The organism is Methylobacterium sp. CB376 (assembly GCF_029714205.1).
Lineage (GTDB): Bacteria > Pseudomonadota > Alphaproteobacteria > Rhizobiales > Beijerinckiaceae > Methylobacterium.
The window spans coordinates 3,998,143-4,015,496 of record NZ_CP121648.1; the positions used below are offsets into that span (position 1 = coordinate 3,998,143).

Below are 17,354 nucleotides of genomic sequence, written 5' to 3' on the forward strand. Positions count from 1 at the left end.
TTGATCCCTTCGGGATGGCGGATTGGGGCTTCGCTCAAGCGCCGCGCGGGCTTGTCATACGCCGTCCGGACGTGATCCTCCGGAAAGCGCATCACACGCATCCTGCTCTCCATCGGGGTCTCCCTGCCTGCTGCCGTCACGGGGCCGATCGGGCCTGACGCTGGACCCCGCCCTGGCGGAGGCGCGCGGCCGCCTCGGAGTAGCTGCGCGCGCGCTCCGGATCGCCCCTCAATCCGCGCACGCCCAGGCGGCGCAGGAAGGCCTCCTCGTAGGTCTGCGCCAGGAGCTCCATCGCGTCGGCCGACCCGGCCCGCAGCAGCAGCAGCCGCGCCCCGCTCACGTTGCCGACCTGGAGCAGCTGCCCGGCCCTCGCCAGGAGCGCCACCGCGGAGGGCTCGTCGCCGGCTCCCGGATCCGCCGCGGGGGGCGACTGCGCCGGGCTCGGAGGCTCCGCGATCGCGGCGCCCGTCGCCCGCGGGCCGGCCCGGTCCGCGGCCGGCTGATCCGTGCTCGGCACATCCCGGCTCGGCACATTCCGGCTCGCCACATCCCGCCGGCTCGCCACATCCCGGCCCGGCCCGCGCGGCGGGGCCGCGGCGGGCGGAACGCTCATCACGGCGACGGCCGGTTGCGGCACGTCGAGAGCGAGCGGCGGAAGCGAAGAGACCTCCGGGATGATGACCATCGTCGACAGGGTCTCGGTCTGGACCGGGTTGCCCTCCCCGGACCAGGGCGGGAAGGCCAGGACGCTGGCGACGAACACCTCGTGCGAGCGGGAGGCGAGATCGCGCGGCAGCAGGACGAAGAGCCCTTCGAGGTTGAAGCTGCTGATGTCGATCGCCTGCACGTCGTCGCCCACCACCACGTCGTGGACGCTGTCGGACACGGTCGAGCCCTGCGGCAATCCCGTCATGTAGACGGAGGCGTAATCGGCCCGGCGCGGGGGCGGGTTGGCGACCGGCAGGGCGACGCGCTCGCCGTACGGGACCTTGACGGTGGAGAGGGGCGCATCGCCCTGGACCTCCTTCGCCCGCGGCGGGGCCGCGCCCTGTCCGGACGGGTCGGATGTCTCCTGCGCCGGCGCCGAAGCCGCCGCGAGGCAGGCGGACAGCCCGGCCGCGGCCACCAAGAGGACGAGCCTGCCGCGGCGGCCGAGCGAAGCGCACGCTTCTCCTCGCATGACGTCGCCTCCCGATATGCGTGGTCTTGGACCGGCCCGGTCTTGGACCGTCTCGAACTCCGCTCGCGCGGGTCTCCCGCTCTCCCTCAGCTCTCAGGGCCGGCTGATCTCTGGCGAGTTGAAGCGATCACGCTCGTCTCGCTCCTCATCTGCAATATGGCGCAATCTCGGTTTGTCGTCCATAAACAAAGGCCAACTGGCGAAATCGAAAGCGGGATCGCGACCGGATCCCGCTCCAGGTGTTTGATTCTGCCTGATTTCCAACGACGACGCGGCCGTTGCCTCGTCGCCGGATAGACCGGTCGCGTCTGGTGGAGTCTCGGGTTGCCCGTCCTCGATACTGCTGGTTGACGCCGCGTGTCGGGGTTGAACGTTCTTCGCCGGCGCTCGACGGCCCGTCCGGGTCCGGACGCGGCCGGGATCAGGAGTTCGGGCCTTCGGATCGCGTCGCGACCAGTCCCCCGGTCCCGTCGTACGAGACGTTAAGCCGTTTCGCCACGCTCCCCTTCGTGCGAGCACCGCGGGATCCCGTGATCGTCGGCCGCCGGCACGCGCCAAATTGCGAGGCGGATCACGGTGGCGCCCGCCTGCGCGGGGCTCAAACCACAGACGAGCGTCGGCGCCGGCGCCGGCGGCTCAGCTCGGCACGAGCAGGGAGCGGACGGTGGCGGCGAGGTCGGCCATGCTCAGGCCGCCCTTCTGCAGGACGCGGTCGGCCTGGCCGGCGAGGCGCCGCCGCTCGTCGGCGGTCACGTCCTTGGCGGTCAGCACCACGACGGGGATGTCCCGCCATTCCGGCCTCGCCCGCAGGCCGCGCAGGAAGCCGAACCCGTCGAGTTCGGGCATCATCAGATCGAGCAGGATCAGCCCCGGCTTGCGCACCGCCACCGCGTCGAGCCCGGCCCGGCCGTTCGCCGCCGAGGCGGCGCGCCAGCCCTCGCGGGTGAGGAGCGCGGTGATGCGCTCGCGCACGTCGGGGTCGTCGTCCACGACCAGGACCGGCCCCTCGTGGATCGCCGGCCGGAAGCGCTCCATCGCCTCCTTCAGCTGCTTCCAGGCCACGGGCTTGTGCAGGTAGTCGGTCGCGCCGAGCGAGAAGGCGAGGTTCTGCTCGTCGAGCACCGTCACCATGATCACGGGCGTCGCGGCGAGGTCCGGGTCCGCCCGCAGGGCGCGCAGCACCTCCCAGCCATCCATGCGCGGCATGGTGACGTCGAGCAGGATCACCCGGGGGCGCAGCGCCCGGGCCTGGTCCAGCCCGGCGCGCCCGTCCGGCGCGGCGGCGACCCGGAACCCGTCCCGCCGCAGGAAGCGGGCGAGGAGGTCGCGGGTCGCCGGGTCGTCGTCGATGACGAGGACGAGGTCCCCGCCGGCCTCCCGCGCCGCCTCCGCGGCGGGCGCGGGCGCCGCGGCATCGGCCTCGTCCTCCCCGGCCTCCGCCTCCGCCCGGTAGCGGACCGGCAGCTCGATCGTGAAGGTCGTGCCCTCCCCTGCGCGGCTCTCGACCGCGATCGCGCCGCCCAGCATCTCCACGAAGGCGCGGGTGATGGCGAGGCCGAGCCCGGTGCCGCCGAAGCGGCGGGTCGTCGAGGCATCCGCCTGGGTGAAGCGCTCGAACAGCCGCGCCTGCTGCTCCGCGCTCATGCCGATGCCCGTGTCGGCGACCCGGAAGCGCAGCCGGTCGCGGCCGTCCCGCCGCAGGCGCTCGGCCGAGAGCACGATCCGGCCGCCCTCGGTGAACTTCGCGGCGTTGCTGAGGAGGTTGATCAGGCACTGGCGCAGCTTCGTGACGTCGGTATGCGCCCGCCCGAGCCCCTCCGCGAGGTCCAGCACCAGCGCGTTGTCCTTCTTGGCGATCAGCGACCCCACCGTGGCGCCGACATCCTGCAGGGTCGCGGCGACGTCGAAATCCTCGGCATAGACCTCCATCCGCTCGGCCTCGATCTTCGAGATGTCGAGCACGTCGTTGATCAGCCCGAGCAGGTGGCGGGCATTCGCCTCGATCTTGCGCATGTCGGGCAGCAGCGCCGACGCGCCGAGATCCTCCATCTCCTCCTGCAGCATCTCCGCGTAGCCGATCACCGCCGAGAGGGGCGTGCGCAGCTCGTGGCTCATGTTGGCCAGGAACTGGCTCTTGGCGGCGTTCGCCTCCTCGGCCGCCTCGCGGGCGGCCTCGAGCGCCAACTCGGCCTCCTTGCGCGCCGTGGTGTCGGCATGCGCCCCGACCCACTCGCGCACCCGGCCGTCCTTCTCCAGGATCGGGACCGCGCGCACCTCCATGTGGCGGTAGATGCCGTCGTGGCGGCGCAGCCGGTGCTCGATCGCGTAGAGCGCGTGGGTCGCGACCGCCTGCTCCCAGGCCGCGCGGGTGGCGGCGCGGTCCTCGGGATGGACGGCGTCGAGGAAGCCGAGCCCCGCCGCCTCCTCGGGGGTCTGGCCGGTGAAGCGCGTCCATTCCGAGGTGACCTGCGCGAAGGTGCCCTCCGGGGTGGTGCGCCAGACGATGGCCGAGGTCGCCTCGGTGAGCGAGCGGAAGCGCTCCTCGCTCTCCCGCGTGCGCGCCTCGGAGAGCTTGCGCAGGGTCACGTCCGACATCACGAGCCCGACGCCCTCCGCCCGCGCGGCGCGGTCGTCGACGTCGCGGCGCAGGGGGAAGAAGCTCATCTGGAAGTAGCGCACGCTGCCCGGCGCGCTCGGGGTCGGCACCCCGACCTCGACATTCGCCGTGACCAGGCCCTCGTCGCGCGCCGCCGCGAGCTTGGGCGCGAGCGCGTCGCGCAGGGAGGGCAGCAGCGCCCAGATCGGCTCTCCGACCCCGGTGCCGAGGCCGCGCTCGCTCATGCTCTCCAGCGCCCGGTTCATGTGCCGGATGGTGAGGTCGCGGTCGAGGAAGCCGAGCCCGACGGGCGCGTTCTCCAGCACCCCGGCGAGGAGCGCCGCGGTGCGGCGGCCCTCGCGGCGGCGCAGGATGGCGAGGCGCGCGAGCAGGCCCGCCGCCGCCAGCGCCGAGGCCAGCACCAGGACCTGCAGCAGCGGCGAGCGCAGGCGCTCGCGCGCCGCGATGCGGTCGAGATCCGCGACCGCCCGGTCCTGCACCGCCGCCGTGAGGGTCCGCAGCGCATCCATGATGCGCTTGCCCTCCCCGCTCCGCACCAGGGCGGAGGCGGCCTCGGGGCCCTGCTCCCGGCGCGCCGCGACCGCGCGGGCCGCGTAGGCGCGCTGGTCCGCGATCAGGCGGCGGCGCCGGGCGCGGGTGTCCGGGTCGCGGTCGAAGCCGTCGAGCCGGTCGAGCTCCGGGTCGATGTGCGTCAGCGCCGCCGCGTAGGGGTCGAGATAGGCGCCGTCGCCGGTGAGGATGTAGCCGCGCAGGCCGGTCTCCAAGTCCTTCAGGGTCGAGAGCACGCGCTCGCTCTGGGCGATCACGCCGTTGAGCCGCACCGCCTCGGCCGCGGCGCGCGTGCCCGATAGGTAGTTCAGGAGGGCCGCCGCGAAGCTGACGCCGAGGAGCAGCACGGCCAGGAGGGCGGCGCGCGACCGCGGGCGCGCGAAGCGCGGCAGCCGGCGGCTCGGGGATGGGGTCTCCTCGGTCATGGCATCCTTCGCTCAGCGCCCGCGCTCCGCGCCGGGGCGGCGCGCCCGCCGACAACGTCGCTGGGGCCGAAACGTCGCGCCGGCCGGGGATCGCGGGCGCGAGGCGCCGCATCCGCCCCCTGCTCCGCCGGCGCGGGGCCGCGTAGGATGCGGCGGCCGGTCGGGCGCGCCGCCCGGCCCCCGCAACGCCTCACCCCCGGTCCGCCATGACGCACTTCCTCACCCGGCGCGAGACGCTGGTCGCCGATGCCCTGGACGGGCTCCTCCTCGCCCCCGCGGAGCCCGGGCTCGCCCGCCTCGACGGCGACCCGGAGATCCGCGTCGTGCTCCGGGCCGAGCGCGACCGGACCAAGGTCGCGGTGATCTCGGGCGGGGGCGCGGGCCACGAGCCGGCGCATGCGGGCTTCGTGGGCGAGGGCCTGCTCGACGCCGCGGTCTGCGGCGACATCTTCGCCTCGCCCTCGGTGGACGCGGTCCTGGCCGCGATCCTGGCGGTGGCCGGACCGGCCGGCTGCCTCCTCGTCGTCAAGAACTACGTCGGGGACCGCATCAATTTCGGGCTGGCGGCCGAGAAGGCGCGCGCCCTCGGGCACGCGGTCGAGGTGGTCATCGTCGGCGACGACGTGGCGCTCCCGGACAGCGCGCGGCCCCGCGGGATCGCCGGGACGGTGCTGGTGCACAAGGCGGCCGGCCACGCCGCGGCGGCGGGGCAGCCCCTGGCGGCCGTGCGCGCCGCCGCCGAGGCGACGGCCCGCGCGGTGCGCACGCTCGGCGTGGCCACCGCCACCTGCGCCATCCCCGGCCAGGGGGCCGAGGCGCGGATCCCGGCCGGCGAGGCCGAGCTCGGCCTCGGCATCCACGGCGAGCCGGGCGTGCAGCGCATCGCCCTCCCTCCCCTGCCGGCGCTCGTCGCCGACATGGTCGGCCGCTTCGGCCCGGAGATCCGCGAGGCGCCGCAGCTCGCGCTCCTCGTCAACAATCTCGGCGGCGTCTCGGCCGTCGAGATGGCGGCGGTGGCCCGGGAGGTCCTGCGCGGCCCGCTCGGCCCGCGGATCGCCTGGCTGCTCGGGCCGGCGCCGGTCGTGACGGCCCTCGACATGCGCGGCTTCTCGCTCTCGCTGATGCCGGTGGACGCCGCCGCGGCGGCGATGCTGACTGCGCCCGTGCGGGCGCCGGCCTGGCCGGCGCCGCGGCGGGTGCGCGGCGAGGCGGCGGCGCTGCCGCTCCCCGCCGCGCTCCGGCCCGCGCCGGACGAGCCCTCCGCGGATCCCGCCTCGCGCCGCCTGCTGGAGGCGGCCTGCCGCGCGCTCATCGCTGCCCAGGCGGCCCTCGACGCGCTCGACGCGCGGGTGGGGGATGGCGATACCGGCACGACCTTCGCCTCCGGCGCGCGGCGCGTCCTCGCGGAGATCGACGCCCTGCCGCTCGCCGAGCCGGCCGCCCTCTGCCGGGCGCTGGCGGAGCGGCTGTCGCGGGCGATGGGCGGGTCGAGCGGCGTCCTGCTCTCGATCCTGCTGGCGGAGGCCGGGCACAGGCTGCGCGAGGGTGCGGATCCCGGCGAGGCGCTGGCCGCGGGCGTCGCCCGCATGCAGTTCTACGGCGGCGCCCGGGAGGGCGACCGGACCATGCTCGACGCGCTGCTCCCCGCCGCGCGGGCGCTGGCCGAGGGCGGCGGCCTCGCCGCGGCCGCCCGGGCGGCCCGGGCCGGGGCGCAGGCCACGGCCGCGATGGCGGCGGCGCGCTCGGGCCGGTCGAGCTATCTCGGGGTGCGGGACCTCGCCGGCACCGCGGATCCGGGCGCGGAGGCGGTCGCGCGCGCCTTCGAGGCCCTCGCGGAGGCGGCCGGCTCGCCGTGACGCGGGCCCCGCGAGGGGATCGCTACCGCCCCGCCGTCGACGCCGGCCCCGCGGCCGGACCCCGCCCGGGCCCGAGAGCCTTGACCCGGGCCCAAGCAGGAGGAGACCCGATGCACGAACCGATCGCCTTCGTCGGCAGCCTGGACGCGCGGGAGGAGGCCGCCTTCCTGGCGGCGCTCCGCGCGGCCCTCCCGGAGGAGAGCCTCGTCCCGTTCCGCGCCCTCACCCCGGCGCAGCGGGAGGCGGTCAGGGTCGCCGTGGTGGCCAATCCCGATCCCGCCGAGGTCGCGCGCCTGCCCCGCCTCGCCTGGATCCAGAGCCTGTGGGCGGGGGTCGAGCGCCTCGTGCGCGATCTCGGCGCGGCCGGCGTGCCGATCGTCCGGCTGGTGGATCCGGAGCTCGCCCGCACCATGGCCGAGGCGGTCCTGGCCTGGACCTTCTTCCTGCAGCGCGACATGCCGGCCTACCGGCGCCAGCAGGAGGCCGGGATCTGGCGGCCCCTGCCCTATCGCGCCCCGGCCGAGATGACGGTCGGCCTGCTCGGGTTCGGGCTGCTCGGCGCGGCGGCCGCGGGGCGGCTCGACGAGGCGGGGTTCCGGGTCGCCGCCTGGAGCCGCACGCCGCGGGCGCGGCCCGGCGCGGAGGCGGGCGCGACGCTCGCCGGGCCGGACGGGCTGGCGCGGCTCCTCGCCGGCAGCGACGTGGTCGTCTGCCTGCTGCCGATGACGCCGGCGACGCGCGGCCTCCTCGGCGCGGCACAATTCGCCGCCATGAAGCCGGGGGCGGCCCTGATGAATTTCGGGCGCGGCCCGATCGTCGCCACCGACGCGCTCCTCGCCGCGCTCGAGTCCGGGCAGCTCTCCCACGCCGTCCTCGACGTGTTCGACACCGAGCCGCTGCCCCCCGAATCCCCGCTCTGGCGGCATCCCGGGGTGACGGTCCTGCCCCACGTCACCGCGCCGACGAACCCCCGCAGCGCCGCCGCCATCGTGGCGGAGAACCTGCGCGGCTACCGGCGGACCGGGCGCATTCCCGCCGCCGTGGACGCGGCGCGGGGCTACTAATCCCGCGCCACCGATCCCCGCCGGGGCGCGCGACCCGTCCGCCGACGCCCCTGCGCCGTCGCGGGCTCCCCTCCCCTCCCCCGCAAGCTTGCGCGAGGCTTGCGTCGCCGCACCGCGACGCCTCGCGGGCGATTGCGAATCGGAGCCGTTTCGGAAAGTTTGCAGTCTTGGCGCCGATTCGGCGGTTTTTCTGCAAACGGGGCGTGAAAACATGAACCAGGCCGCCACCGCGATCCCGGCGCCGCCGCTGCCGATCTCGCCCAGCGCGATGATCGGCGCGCACGCGGCCGTGCTGCGCGCCCAGCTCCAGGCGATCTCCTCGGGCCTGTTCCCGCCGCTCTCGGCCAAGACGCTGCGCCGCTTCACCTCGGCCGAGGTCGCCCGCATCATCGGCATCACGGTCTCGCGCCTGCAGCAGCTCGCCGCCGAGGGGCTCGGCCCCCAGCCCGAGGTCTCGCCGACCGGGCGGCGCTCCTACAGCCTCGCGGACATTCACGGGCTTCGCGCCTACCTGGACGAGCAGGCCCGGGCCGGCCGGCGCTACCAGCCGCGCCGCGGCGAGGGCGACCCGCTCCAGGTCGTCGCGGTCGCCAACTTCAAGGGCGGCTCGGGCAAGACCACGACCTCGGCCCACCTCGCCCAGCACCTCGTGCTCAAGGGCTACCGCGTGCTCGCCCTGGACCTCGACCCGCAGGCGAGCCTCTCGGCCCTGCTCGGGGTGCAGCCGGAGCTGGAGGTGGGCGAGAGCGAGACGCTGTTCGGCGCCATCCGGTACGATGCCGCCCGCCGCCCCCTCGAGGCGATCATCCGGCCGACCTACTTCACCGGCCTCGACCTCGTGCCGGCCAATCTCGAACTGATGGAGTTCGAGCACGAGACGCCGCGCGCGCTCGGCCTGCGCCGGCCCGGCGAGCCGCTGTTCTTCGACCGGGTCGCGCAGGCGATCGAGTCGGTGGAGGAGCGCTACGACGTCGTGGTGATCGACTGCCCGCCGCAGCTCGGCTACCTGACCCTGTCGGCCCTCTGCGCCGCCTCCGCCCTGCTGATCACCGTCCATCCGCAGATGCTCGACGTCGCCTCGATGAGCCAGTTCCTGGCCATGACCGAGGACCTGCTCGGCGTCGTCGCGGAGCATGGCGGGCGCCTGCAATACGATTGGCTGCGCTACCTCGTCACCCGCTACGAGCAGCAGGACGCGCCGCAGACCCGGATCGTCGGCATGCTGCGGACGCTCTTCGAGGACGCGGTGCTGACCGCGCCGATGCTCAAATCCTCGGCCATCTCGGATGCGGGCCTGTCGAAGCAGACCCTGTACGAGATCGGCCGCGAGGGCGTCACCCGCTCGACCTACGACCGGGCGCTCGAGTCCCTGGAGGCGGTGAACGGCGAGATCGAGGGGCTGATCCGCCGGGCCTGGGGGCGCGCATGAGCCGGAAATCGAACCTCGACGCGCTGTTCGCCGCCAAGCCCGTGCACAAGCCCGTGCACTTGCCGGCGCCCCTGCCCGCGCCCTCGCCCGAGCCGGACGGGTTTGCAGCTGCAAACCAGACCCCGGACGGGACCGAGTTTGCAGCTGCAAACCCGCCGGCCGCGCCGCGGCGCCGCAGCGGCGCCATCGGGGCGATGAGCCAGACCCTGCGGGGGCTGGCCGCCCAGGCCGACGCCGCCGCGAGCCTCGAAGCCGGCTCGGCCGTGGTCGAGATCGAGCCCGGGCTGATCGACGCCTCCTTCATCGCCGACCGGGTCGCCGACCCGACCGACCCGAGCCTCGCGAGCCTCGTCGAGAGCGTGCGCGAGAGCGGCCAGCAGGTGCCGGTCCTGGTGCGGCCGCACCCGGTCAGCGCCGGCCGCTACCAGATCGCCTACGGGCGCCGCCGCGTGCGGGCGGCGCAGATCCTGGCCCGGCCGGTGCGGGCCGTGATCCGGCCGCTCACCGATGCCGAACTCGTTATCGCCCAGGGCAAGGAGAACCTGGAGCGGCGCGACCTGAGCTATATCGAGCGGGCCTTCTTCGCCCGGCGGCTGGAGGAGCACGGCTTCCCGCGCGACACGATCACGGCGGCGATGGGGGTCGGCAAGGGCGACCTCTCGACCCTGATCTCGGTCGCCCGCACGGTGCCGGATGACATTCTGGCGGCGATCGGCCCGGCCCCGGCCGCCGGTCGGCCGCGCTGGATGCTGCTCGCCGAGGGGATCCGGACGGCGGACCGCGCCGCCCTCTCGGCCCTGCTCGCCGATCCGGCCTTCCGGGCGAAGCCGACCGACCAGCGCTTCGCCGCGATCCTGGCCGCGGTCGCGGCACCGCCGGCGCGGGGCGGGCGGCCCCAGGTCTGGACGGACCCGCAGGGCCGCAGGCTCGCCCGCGTCGAGCGCGGCGCCGACCGCGTCGCGCTCTCCTTCGACGAGCGCCTTGAGCCGGGCCTCGCGGACTACATCCTTGACCAGCTTCCCGAGATCCTGGCCGCCTACCGCCGGTCCAGAAGCTGATCCGGGATCCGGTCGGTCGAAGTGCATCCCGGATCACGCGCCCGCGCGGCGCGTGAGCGAAGCCCACTATCCGTCATCCCGAGGGGACCAACCGGATTCGGGATGAGCCGCGCCCGCGCTCCCGGCGGGCGCCCCGGCCCGCATTAAGGATAACGCGAAGGATAACGCGGGCACCCGCCGCCCGCGATCCGGGCGCGGCCCGGCATCGGGGAGGCGCGGGACGCCGCCCCGCGCCGCGGCGCCGCGTTCACAAAACTTTACATGCGGCCGCGAGAGGCGAAACCTGCCCGCGTCATGGTCCGGCCTGACGACGCGCTTCGCGTCAAGGGAGACACCACGATGAGCAACGGTGCGATGAACGGCCCCGCCGCGCAGGCGCCGGCCCCGCGGCGGATTCTGCGCCGGACCGCCCTGGCCCTCGGCCTCCTGCTCGCCGGTGGCACGGCCGGCCTCGCCGTCGCGATGGGCGGCGCCCCGGACGGCTTCGGCTTCCGGGATCCCGGCCAGCGCCTCGCGCGCCTGCAGTTCATGGCCCGGCGCGCGCTCGACTCGGTCGGGGCGACCTCGGACCAGGAGAACCGCATCCACGACATCATCGCCTCGGCCTCGGCCGCGCTGATGAAGGAGGGGCCCACGCACGAGGAGATGCGCCGGCGGCTCGCGGACCTCCTGAAGGCCCCGACCGTCGACCGGGCCGCCATCGAGGCCCTGCGCGCCGAGATGGTGCGCAGCGTCGATGCGCGCTCCAAGATCATCGCCGGGGCGCTCGTGGACGCCGCCGGACAGGTCAGCGCCGAGCAGCGCGCCAAGCTCGTCGACCGCGTCGCCAGCGCCATGGAGCAGCATCGCGGCTTCGGCCGCTGGCGGCATCCCTGGGGCGGGGAGGGCGGGCGTCCCGAGCGCGGGCCGGGCTGGCCCCAGTTCGGCGGAGCCGGCCCGCAGCCCGGCGGAGCCGGGCCGCAGCCCGGCGGAGCCGGGCCCGAGAGGAACTGACGGAGGCGCGACCGCCATGGCCGAGAGACTGCTCCTCATCGACGACGACCGGCGCCTCGCCGCGATGGTGGCGGAGTACCTCTCGGCCGAGGGCTACGCGGTCGCCTGCCAGCCCACGGCGCGGGAGGGCCACGACGCCCTCCGGCGCGAGCGCTTCGACGCCGTGATCCTCGACGTGATGCTGCCGGACGGCGACGGCTTCGAGCTCTGCCGCCAGATCCGCACCCACTCGCGGGTGCCGATCTTGATGCTGACCGCCAAGGGCGAGGACACCGACCGCATCATCGGCCTGGAGATCGGGGCCGACGATTACCTGCCCAAGCCCTTCAACCCGCGCGAGCTGCTCGCGCGCATCCGCGCCCTGCTGCGGCGCCAGCGCGCCCCGCAGGAGGCCCGGCTCGATTTCGGGCGGCTGCAGATCGATCCCGGATCCCGGGTCGTGCGGCTCGACGGGGTGGAGCGGCGGCTCACCAGCCACCAGTTCGACCTCCTCCTCGCCTTCGCGACCCATGCCGGGCGGGTGCTCAGCCGCGAGCGGCTGATGGACCTCGTCAAGGGCGAGGATCTCGACGCCTTCGACCGCTCCATCGACGTGCACGTCTCGCGCCTGCGGGCGCTGATCGAGGACGATCCCCGCCACCCGCGCCGCCTCCTCACCATCCGGGGCGCCGGCTACGTCTTCGCCCGCGAGCAGGATGCCGAGCGGTGAGGTCGGTCCGGCGGCGCCTGTTCTGGAAGATCTACCTGACCCTGCTGGCGAGCCTGGTCGGGGCCGCCATCGCCATGGCGGGCCTGTGGTGGATGCTCGGCGAATCGCCCCACAAGCGCTGGGAGGCGCTGGAGACCCACATCGCCCACGAGGCCGTGGCCCTCGCGGGTCCTCCCGCCGAGGCCGAGCCGGCGGTGCGGCGCCTCAGCGGGCTGTTCGGGGCGGACGCGGCGCTCTACGACCGCGGCGGCGCCTTGCTCGCGGCGCGCGGGACCCGCGCCGTCCTGCTCGGCGGGGAGGCGACCGGGCCGCCGGTGCGCTGGGTGCTGCGCTCCGCGCTGCCGGACGGGCGGACCCTCCTGGTCAGCATCCATCCCTCGCCGAGCACGCGGATCGCCCGCATCGCCACCCTGACCCTGCTGGTCGCGGCCTTCGTGGCCCTCGCGGCCTTCCCGGTCACGGCGCGGCTGACCCGGCGGCTCGAGCGGCTGCGCGCCGGGGTGGCCCGTTGGGGGGAGGGCGACCTGCGCGCGCGGGTCGACGAGGGCGGCGGCGACGAGGTCGCGGCGGTGGCGCGCACCTTCAACCTCGCGGCGGGCCGGGTCGACGCGCTGCTCGCCGCGCAGCGCCGCCTCCTCGCCAATGCCAGCCACGAGCTGCGCTCGCCGCTGGCGCGGTTGCGGATGGCGGTCGATCTCTGGGCGGGCCGGCCCGAGGCGGCCCGGGCCGAGATCGTGCGCAACCTCGGCGAACTCGACACCCTGGTGGACGAGATCCTGCTGTCGAGCCGCCTCGACCACGCCGAGGCCGGGCTCGACCGGCGCGAGACCGTGGACCTGCTCGGCCTCGCCGCCGAGGAGGCGGCCCGGGTCGGGGCGGAGGTCGAGGGGGTGCCGGTGAGCGTGCGGGGCGACCCGGTCCTGCTGCGGCGCCTGCTGCGCAACCTCCTGGAGAACGGCGCCGCCCACGGGGCGCCGCCGGTCCGGGTGCGGGCCGAGCCGTCGGGCGCGCGCGCCCGGCTCGTGGTGAGCGATCACGGCCCCGGCATCCCGGCCGCCGAGCGCGAGCGGGTCTTCGAGCCCTTCTACCGCCCGCGGGGCCGCCGGGAGGAGGCGGGCGGCTGGGGCCTCGGCCTCTCGCTCGTGCGGCAGATCGCGCAGCGCCACGGCGGCCTCGCCCTCTGCGAGGGCGCGGAGGCCGGGGGCAGCCGGTTCGTGGTGGACCTGCCGCGGGCGCCCTGAGGCCGGCTCGGGCGGGCCGGGCGGGGAGGGGGTCAGGCCCGGGCCGCGCCGACCCGGTAGCGCGCCGCCGGCTCCGCGCGGGACAGGTTCGGCAGCAGGGCCTGCCGGGCCGCCTCGTAGGCCTGCCACTGGGCGGCGTCGGGCAGGGACGGGATGGTGACCACTTCGCCCGCGTCGAGGCCGGCCAGGGCGGCATCGACCAAGTCGGCGGCGCGCATCACGATCTCGCCCGGCAGGTGCTCGACCGGCACGCCCGCGAGGCCCCAGAACGCGGTCGCGGTGGCGCCGGGCAGCACGGCCTGGACGCGCAGGCCCTTGCCGGCGAGTTCGTGGTGCAGGGACTGGCTGAAGGCGAGGACGAAGGCCTTGGCGCCGCCGTAGACGCCGTTCAGCACCTCCGGCCCGATCGCGACGCTCGAGGCGATGTTCACGATCGTGCCGCGGCCGCGCGCCGCGAAGGCCGGCGCCGCCGCGTAGGTCAGGCGCATCAGCGCGGTCACGTCGAGGTCGATCAGCCTCTCCATCGCGTCGACGTCCGAGGCGAGGAGCGGCGCGGTGGCGCCGATGCCCGCATTGTTGACGAGCATCGTGAGGCTCGCGTCGCTGGCGGCGAGCCGCTCCACCGCGCGCAGGTCGGTCCGGTCGCCGAGATCGGCCGCCACCACCTCCACCGAGCGGCCGGTGCGGTCGGCGAGTCCGGCGGCGAGGTCGGCGAGCTTGGCCCGGTTGCGCGCCACCAGGACGAGGTCGTGGCCGCGGGCGGCGAGGCGGTCGGCGTAGATCGCGCCGATCCCCGAGGAGGCGCCGGTGACGAGGGCGGTGCCGAGGGACGAGAGGGTCATGGATCTGCTCCGTGGCGGGCGGCGCGGGGCCGCGTTCCGGTGAGCCGAGGAATACGCCCCCTGGCGCGCGTCTCATATGTCGTATATCCCTCGTTTCGGGACGGGGCGGAGGCAGCGTCGTGCGGGTCGGCTTCGTGATTTTCCCGGGCTTCCAGATGATGAGCCTGGCGGCGGGCTCGGTGTTCGAGTTCGCCAATCTCTGCGCCGGGGAGCGGGTCTACGACCTCGCGACCGTCTCCGAGGCGGGCGGCCCGGTGCCGAGCTCGACCGGCCTGGAGGTGAGCAGCCGCCCGATGCGGGACGAGGTCTTCGACACGCTGCTGGTCGGCGGCGGCGTCGACCTTCCACGGCCGAGCGCGGGCCTGCTGGCCTGGGTCGCGACCCGCCTGCCGGAGGTGCGCCGCCTCGGCGCGATCTGCACCGGCGCCTTCGTTCTCGCGCAGGCGGGTCTCCTCGACGGGCGGCGCGCGACGACGCACTGGCTCTTCGCCCGCACGCTCCAGGCCCGGTTCCCCGCCGTGCGGGTGGAGGAGGACCGCATCTTCATCGTCGACGGGCCGGTCTGGACCTCCGCCGGCATGACGGCGGGCGTCGACCTCGCCCTGGCGATGGTGGAGAAGGATCTCGGCGCCGAGATCGCCCGCTCGGTGGCGCGCAAGCTGGTGATGTATCACCGCCGGGCCGGCGGCCAGACGCAGCATTCGGAGCTGCTCGACCTCGCGCCGAAATCCGACCGGATCCAGGCCGCCCTGACCTTCGCGCGCCGCAACCTTCGGCGCGACCTCACCGTCGAGCAGCTCGCCGAGGCGGCGGCGCTGAGCCCCCGCCAGTTCAGCCGCGCCTTCCGGGCCGAGACCGGCCAGTCGCCCGCCAAGGCCGTGGAGCAGCTGCGCGTCGAGGCGGCGCGGCTGATGCTGGAGCAGACGCGCCACCCGGTCGAGACGGTCGCCCGCGAGGCGGGCTTCTCCGATCCCGAGCGGATGCGCCGGGCCTTCCTGCGCGCCTTCGGCCAGCCGCCCCAGGCCCTGCGCCGCGTCGCCCGCGCGGCGGCGTGAGGGGAGGGCGCCCGCGCGGGGCCGGCCAGGGAAGGGGGCCATCGCCCGTGCGAGGAATCGGCTGCGTCCTGCCGGAAACCCGCAGTCGCATGTCGGGCCGGCTTCCCCAATGCCTAGCGAGGATGTCCGAATATTTCGCCGCTGCGCAGACGAGAATCGTCTTGCACTCGGATGCGGCGGCGCCGAGAGGCTGTTATGGCCCGCACAACACCTGTCCTCAATTCATAAGGTCCTCCAGAAGAGGCGGCACGTCCCTCGGCTCCGCGATGGCCCCGATCTCGCCGCCGCGCGCGCCCGCGCTCCGCGATTCTGGTGGCGGCCGGAGGGGCGGATTTCCTGGAAGGCGAACTCGGCCGCCTGGAGGAGGCCTATCGCCGTGCGGCCCTGCGCCACCTGCAGCTCACGCATGACCGGGTCGATGCCCTCGGGGACATCCAGACCGAGCCGCCCGTCCACGGCGGCCTGACCGCCTTCGGCGCGGAAGTGATCCGCCATTGCGAGGCGCTCGGCGTGATCGTCGATGTGGCGCATGGGACCGGGAGCCTCGTGCGCCGGGCGGCCGAGGTCGCCCGCAAGCCCCTCGTTCCGTCGCACGCCTCGCTGGCGATGGATCCGACGCGCCGCATCACGCCGCATCACGCCCGGATCGTGGCCGGGACGGGCGGGGTCGTCGGCATCTGGCCGCCGGCGCGCGTGTTTCAGGACCTGGCGGCGCTGGCGGAGGGCATCGCCCGCATGGCGGAGGTGGTCGGTCCCGCCCATGTCGGGCTCGGCTCGGACATGATGGGACTGGTGGGGCCGAGCGCCCTGCCGGACTGCGCGCGACTCCCGGATCTCGCCGCCCACCTCCTGCGGCGCTTCACGCCCGACGAGACCGTCGGCATCCTGGGTGGGAATTATTGGCGGGTGGCTCGGGCCTGCCTCGCGGCCTGACGCCTCATCCCCCATCCGCTTGATCCCTTCGGGACGGCGGCTTCGGGCTTCGCTCAGGCGCCGCGCGGGCGCGTGATCCGGGATCCGCCGTGATCGACCGGATCCCGGATTACTCCTACGCGGCCGCCCGCCCGCGCCCGAGCGGGGCGAGCCGCGCCTGGAGCGCCTCCTTCTCGCGCCGCGCGGCCGCGAGGGCGCGCCGCAGGTGGCGGATCTCCTCGTGCAGGTAGCCGGCATCGACCGCCATCTCGACGCAGTGGTCCTGGGCCTCGGCGAGTTGCCGGCGCAGGTCGGCCAGGTCGGCGACGAGTTCCAGGAGCACCAGGGTGGGATCGGGCATCGCGACCTCCGCGCAACGGCATCACGGGCCGGGACGGGCCCGGCACCGCCCGGCATCCGCGCCGTCCGCCTAACGGAGTCTTACCGAAACCCGCGGTATCGGGCCGGGCGCGGCAACGCCTTCGCAAGCGCCCCGCACGCGCTGTGGACGGCGCGGGCGCGCCGCTCAGCGGGTCCGCGCCTCGCCCTCCGGCTCGTCCCCCAGGGCGATCCGCGCGAGGCCCGAGAGCGGGTCGACGAGGGTGAGGTGGTCGTGGACGACGCGCACCCCGGGCACGCCCTCGGCGGCGGCGCGGATCGCCGGCCGCTGGCGCTCGTCGGTCAGCGCCCCGCGCAGGGTGACGGCGCCGTCCTCCACCGCGACGTCGATCAACTCCAGCGGGATCACGCCCGCATCCAGGCAGGCCGCCTCCACGTCGGTGCGGATCGCCGCGTCCTCCCGGGGCGGCGCCTCGCGGGCGGCCCGCAGGGCGTCGTGCAGGGCGCGCAGGAGATCCGCCCGGGTCACGATCCCGACGAGCCGCCCGTCCTCGACGATCGGCACGCGCCGGATGCGCCGGCGCGCCATCAGCCCGACGATGTCGTCGAGGGGCGTCTCGGGCGAGGCGGTGACGACCTCGCGGGTCATCGCGTCGCCCACCCGGTGCCCGCATTCCCGGGCATAGGCGGCGGCCAGCCGGCCCGGGCTGAGCAGGTAGCGGATCCAGGCGGGATGCGGGCGCGCGGTGCCGATCTCCCGGCGCGCCACCAGGTCGCCCTCGGTCACGATGCCGACGAGGCGGCCCGCCGCGTCGAGGATCGGCAGGCCGCTGATCCGCTTCTCCAGCATCAGGGCGGCCGCCAGTTCGAGCGAGAGGTCGGCCCGCCCGCACGTCACCTGCGTGGTCATGATCTCGCGCGCGCGCATCCGTATCCTCCCGCTTCCCTCGCCGTGTCCCCCGCCCGCGGGGATCCTCGGGACCGAGATTAGGCGCGGCCCGCGTCCGGCGGCCTGATCCAGATCAGGCCGCCCTCCGGAACGGACCGGCTTTGCGCGGGATCAAGGCCCGGACGAGGGGAGGGGG

General features: G+C 75.2%; 14 protein-coding genes. 9 read left to right on the forward strand and 5 right to left on the reverse strand.

The features are described 5' to 3' along the window. Positions 1 to 136 precede the first annotated feature (136 nt). Complete coding sequence (locus QA634_RS18020; protein ID WP_012333337.1) at positions 137 to 1,180, reverse strand: hypothetical protein; 1,044 nt, start codon at positions 1,178 to 1,180, stop codon at positions 137 to 139. Positions 1,181 to 1,816: 636 nt separating this feature from the next. After that, on the reverse strand, positions 1,817 to 4,771 hold the full coding sequence (locus QA634_RS18025; RefSeq protein ID WP_012333338.1) for a response regulator: 2,955 nt from the start codon (positions 4,769 to 4,771) through the stop codon (positions 1,817 to 1,819). Positions 4,772 to 4,977: 206 nt separating this feature from the next. On the opposite strand from QA634_RS18025, the gene QA634_RS18030 reads away from it, so the two are divergent. The 7 genes from QA634_RS18030 (at position 4,978) to QA634_RS18060 (ending at position 13,121) form a co-directional block, all read left to right on the forward strand. Beyond that, positions 4,978 to 6,627, forward strand: coding sequence for a dihydroxyacetone kinase subunit DhaK (locus QA634_RS18030; RefSeq protein WP_012333339.1), 1,650 nt, complete (start codon positions 4,978 to 4,980; stop codon positions 6,625 to 6,627). 110 nt (positions 6,628 to 6,737) lie between these two features. After that, positions 6,738 to 7,691 (forward strand): 2-hydroxyacid dehydrogenase, encoded by a 954-nt coding sequence (locus QA634_RS18035; protein WP_012333340.1) that lies wholly within the window; start codon positions 6,738 to 6,740, stop codon positions 7,689 to 7,691. Positions 7,692 to 7,902: 211 nt separating this feature from the next. Further along, positions 7,903 to 9,120: a plasmid partitioning protein RepA gene (repA, locus tag QA634_RS18040; protein ID WP_012333341.1), complete on the forward strand. Its 1,218-nt coding sequence runs from the start codon at positions 7,903 to 7,905 to the stop codon at positions 9,118 to 9,120. Then, positions 9,117 to 10,178, forward strand: a complete 1,062-nt coding sequence (gene repB, locus QA634_RS18045; protein WP_012333342.1) for a plasmid partitioning protein RepB — start codon at positions 9,117 to 9,119, stop codon at positions 10,176 to 10,178. The genes repA and repB overlap by 4 nt, the downstream gene beginning before the upstream one ends. A gap of 339 nt (positions 10,179 to 10,517) precedes the next feature. Continuing rightward, positions 10,518 to 11,171, forward strand: coding sequence for a Spy/CpxP family protein refolding chaperone (locus tag QA634_RS18050; protein ID WP_043701341.1), 654 nt, complete (start codon positions 10,518 to 10,520; stop codon positions 11,169 to 11,171). Between the two features lie 16 nt (positions 11,172 to 11,187). After that, positions 11,188 to 11,880: a response regulator gene (locus tag QA634_RS18055; protein ID WP_012333344.1), complete on the forward strand. Its 693-nt coding sequence runs from the start codon at positions 11,188 to 11,190 to the stop codon at positions 11,878 to 11,880. Continuing rightward, entirely contained in the window at positions 11,877 to 13,121 is a 1,245-nt protein-coding gene (locus tag QA634_RS18060) for a sensor histidine kinase (RefSeq protein WP_012333345.1), read from the forward strand. The genes QA634_RS18055 and QA634_RS18060 overlap by 4 nt, the downstream gene beginning before the upstream one ends. 32 nt (positions 13,122 to 13,153) lie before the next feature. Here the strand turns inward: QA634_RS18060 and QA634_RS18065 are convergent, their stop codons facing one another. Further along, positions 13,154 to 13,963 (reverse strand): SDR family NAD(P)-dependent oxidoreductase, encoded by an 810-nt coding sequence (locus QA634_RS18065; RefSeq protein WP_012333346.1) that lies wholly within the window; start codon positions 13,961 to 13,963, stop codon positions 13,154 to 13,156. A 155-nt stretch (positions 13,964 to 14,118) separates the two neighbouring features. On the opposite strand from QA634_RS18065, the gene QA634_RS18070 reads away from it, so the two are divergent. Together QA634_RS18070 and QA634_RS18075 are read left to right on the forward strand one after the other, a co-directional pair. Beyond that, complete coding sequence (locus QA634_RS18070; protein ID WP_050777574.1) at positions 14,119 to 15,018, forward strand: GlxA family transcriptional regulator; 900 nt, start codon at positions 14,119 to 14,121, stop codon at positions 15,016 to 15,018. 312 nt (positions 15,019 to 15,330) lie between these two features. Next, the gene (locus QA634_RS18075; protein ID WP_012333348.1) at positions 15,331 to 15,951 is read left to right on the forward strand and encodes a dipeptidase; all 621 of its coding nucleotides are present in this window, start codon (positions 15,331 to 15,333) and stop codon (positions 15,949 to 15,951) included. A gap of 115 nt (positions 15,952 to 16,066) precedes the next feature. Here the strand turns inward: QA634_RS18075 and QA634_RS18080 are convergent, their stop codons facing one another. Both QA634_RS18080 and QA634_RS18085 read right to left on the reverse strand, forming a co-directional pair. Next, a complete protein-coding gene (locus QA634_RS18080) occupies positions 16,067 to 16,291 on the reverse strand; it encodes a hypothetical protein (RefSeq protein ID WP_012333349.1) in 225 nt (74 codons plus the stop codon). A gap of 165 nt (positions 16,292 to 16,456) precedes the next feature. Then, on the reverse strand, positions 16,457 to 17,197 hold the full coding sequence (locus QA634_RS18085) for a CBS domain-containing protein (protein ID WP_012333350.1): 741 nt from the start codon (positions 17,195 to 17,197) through the stop codon (positions 16,457 to 16,459). Positions 17,198 to 17,354 lie beyond the last annotated feature (157 nt).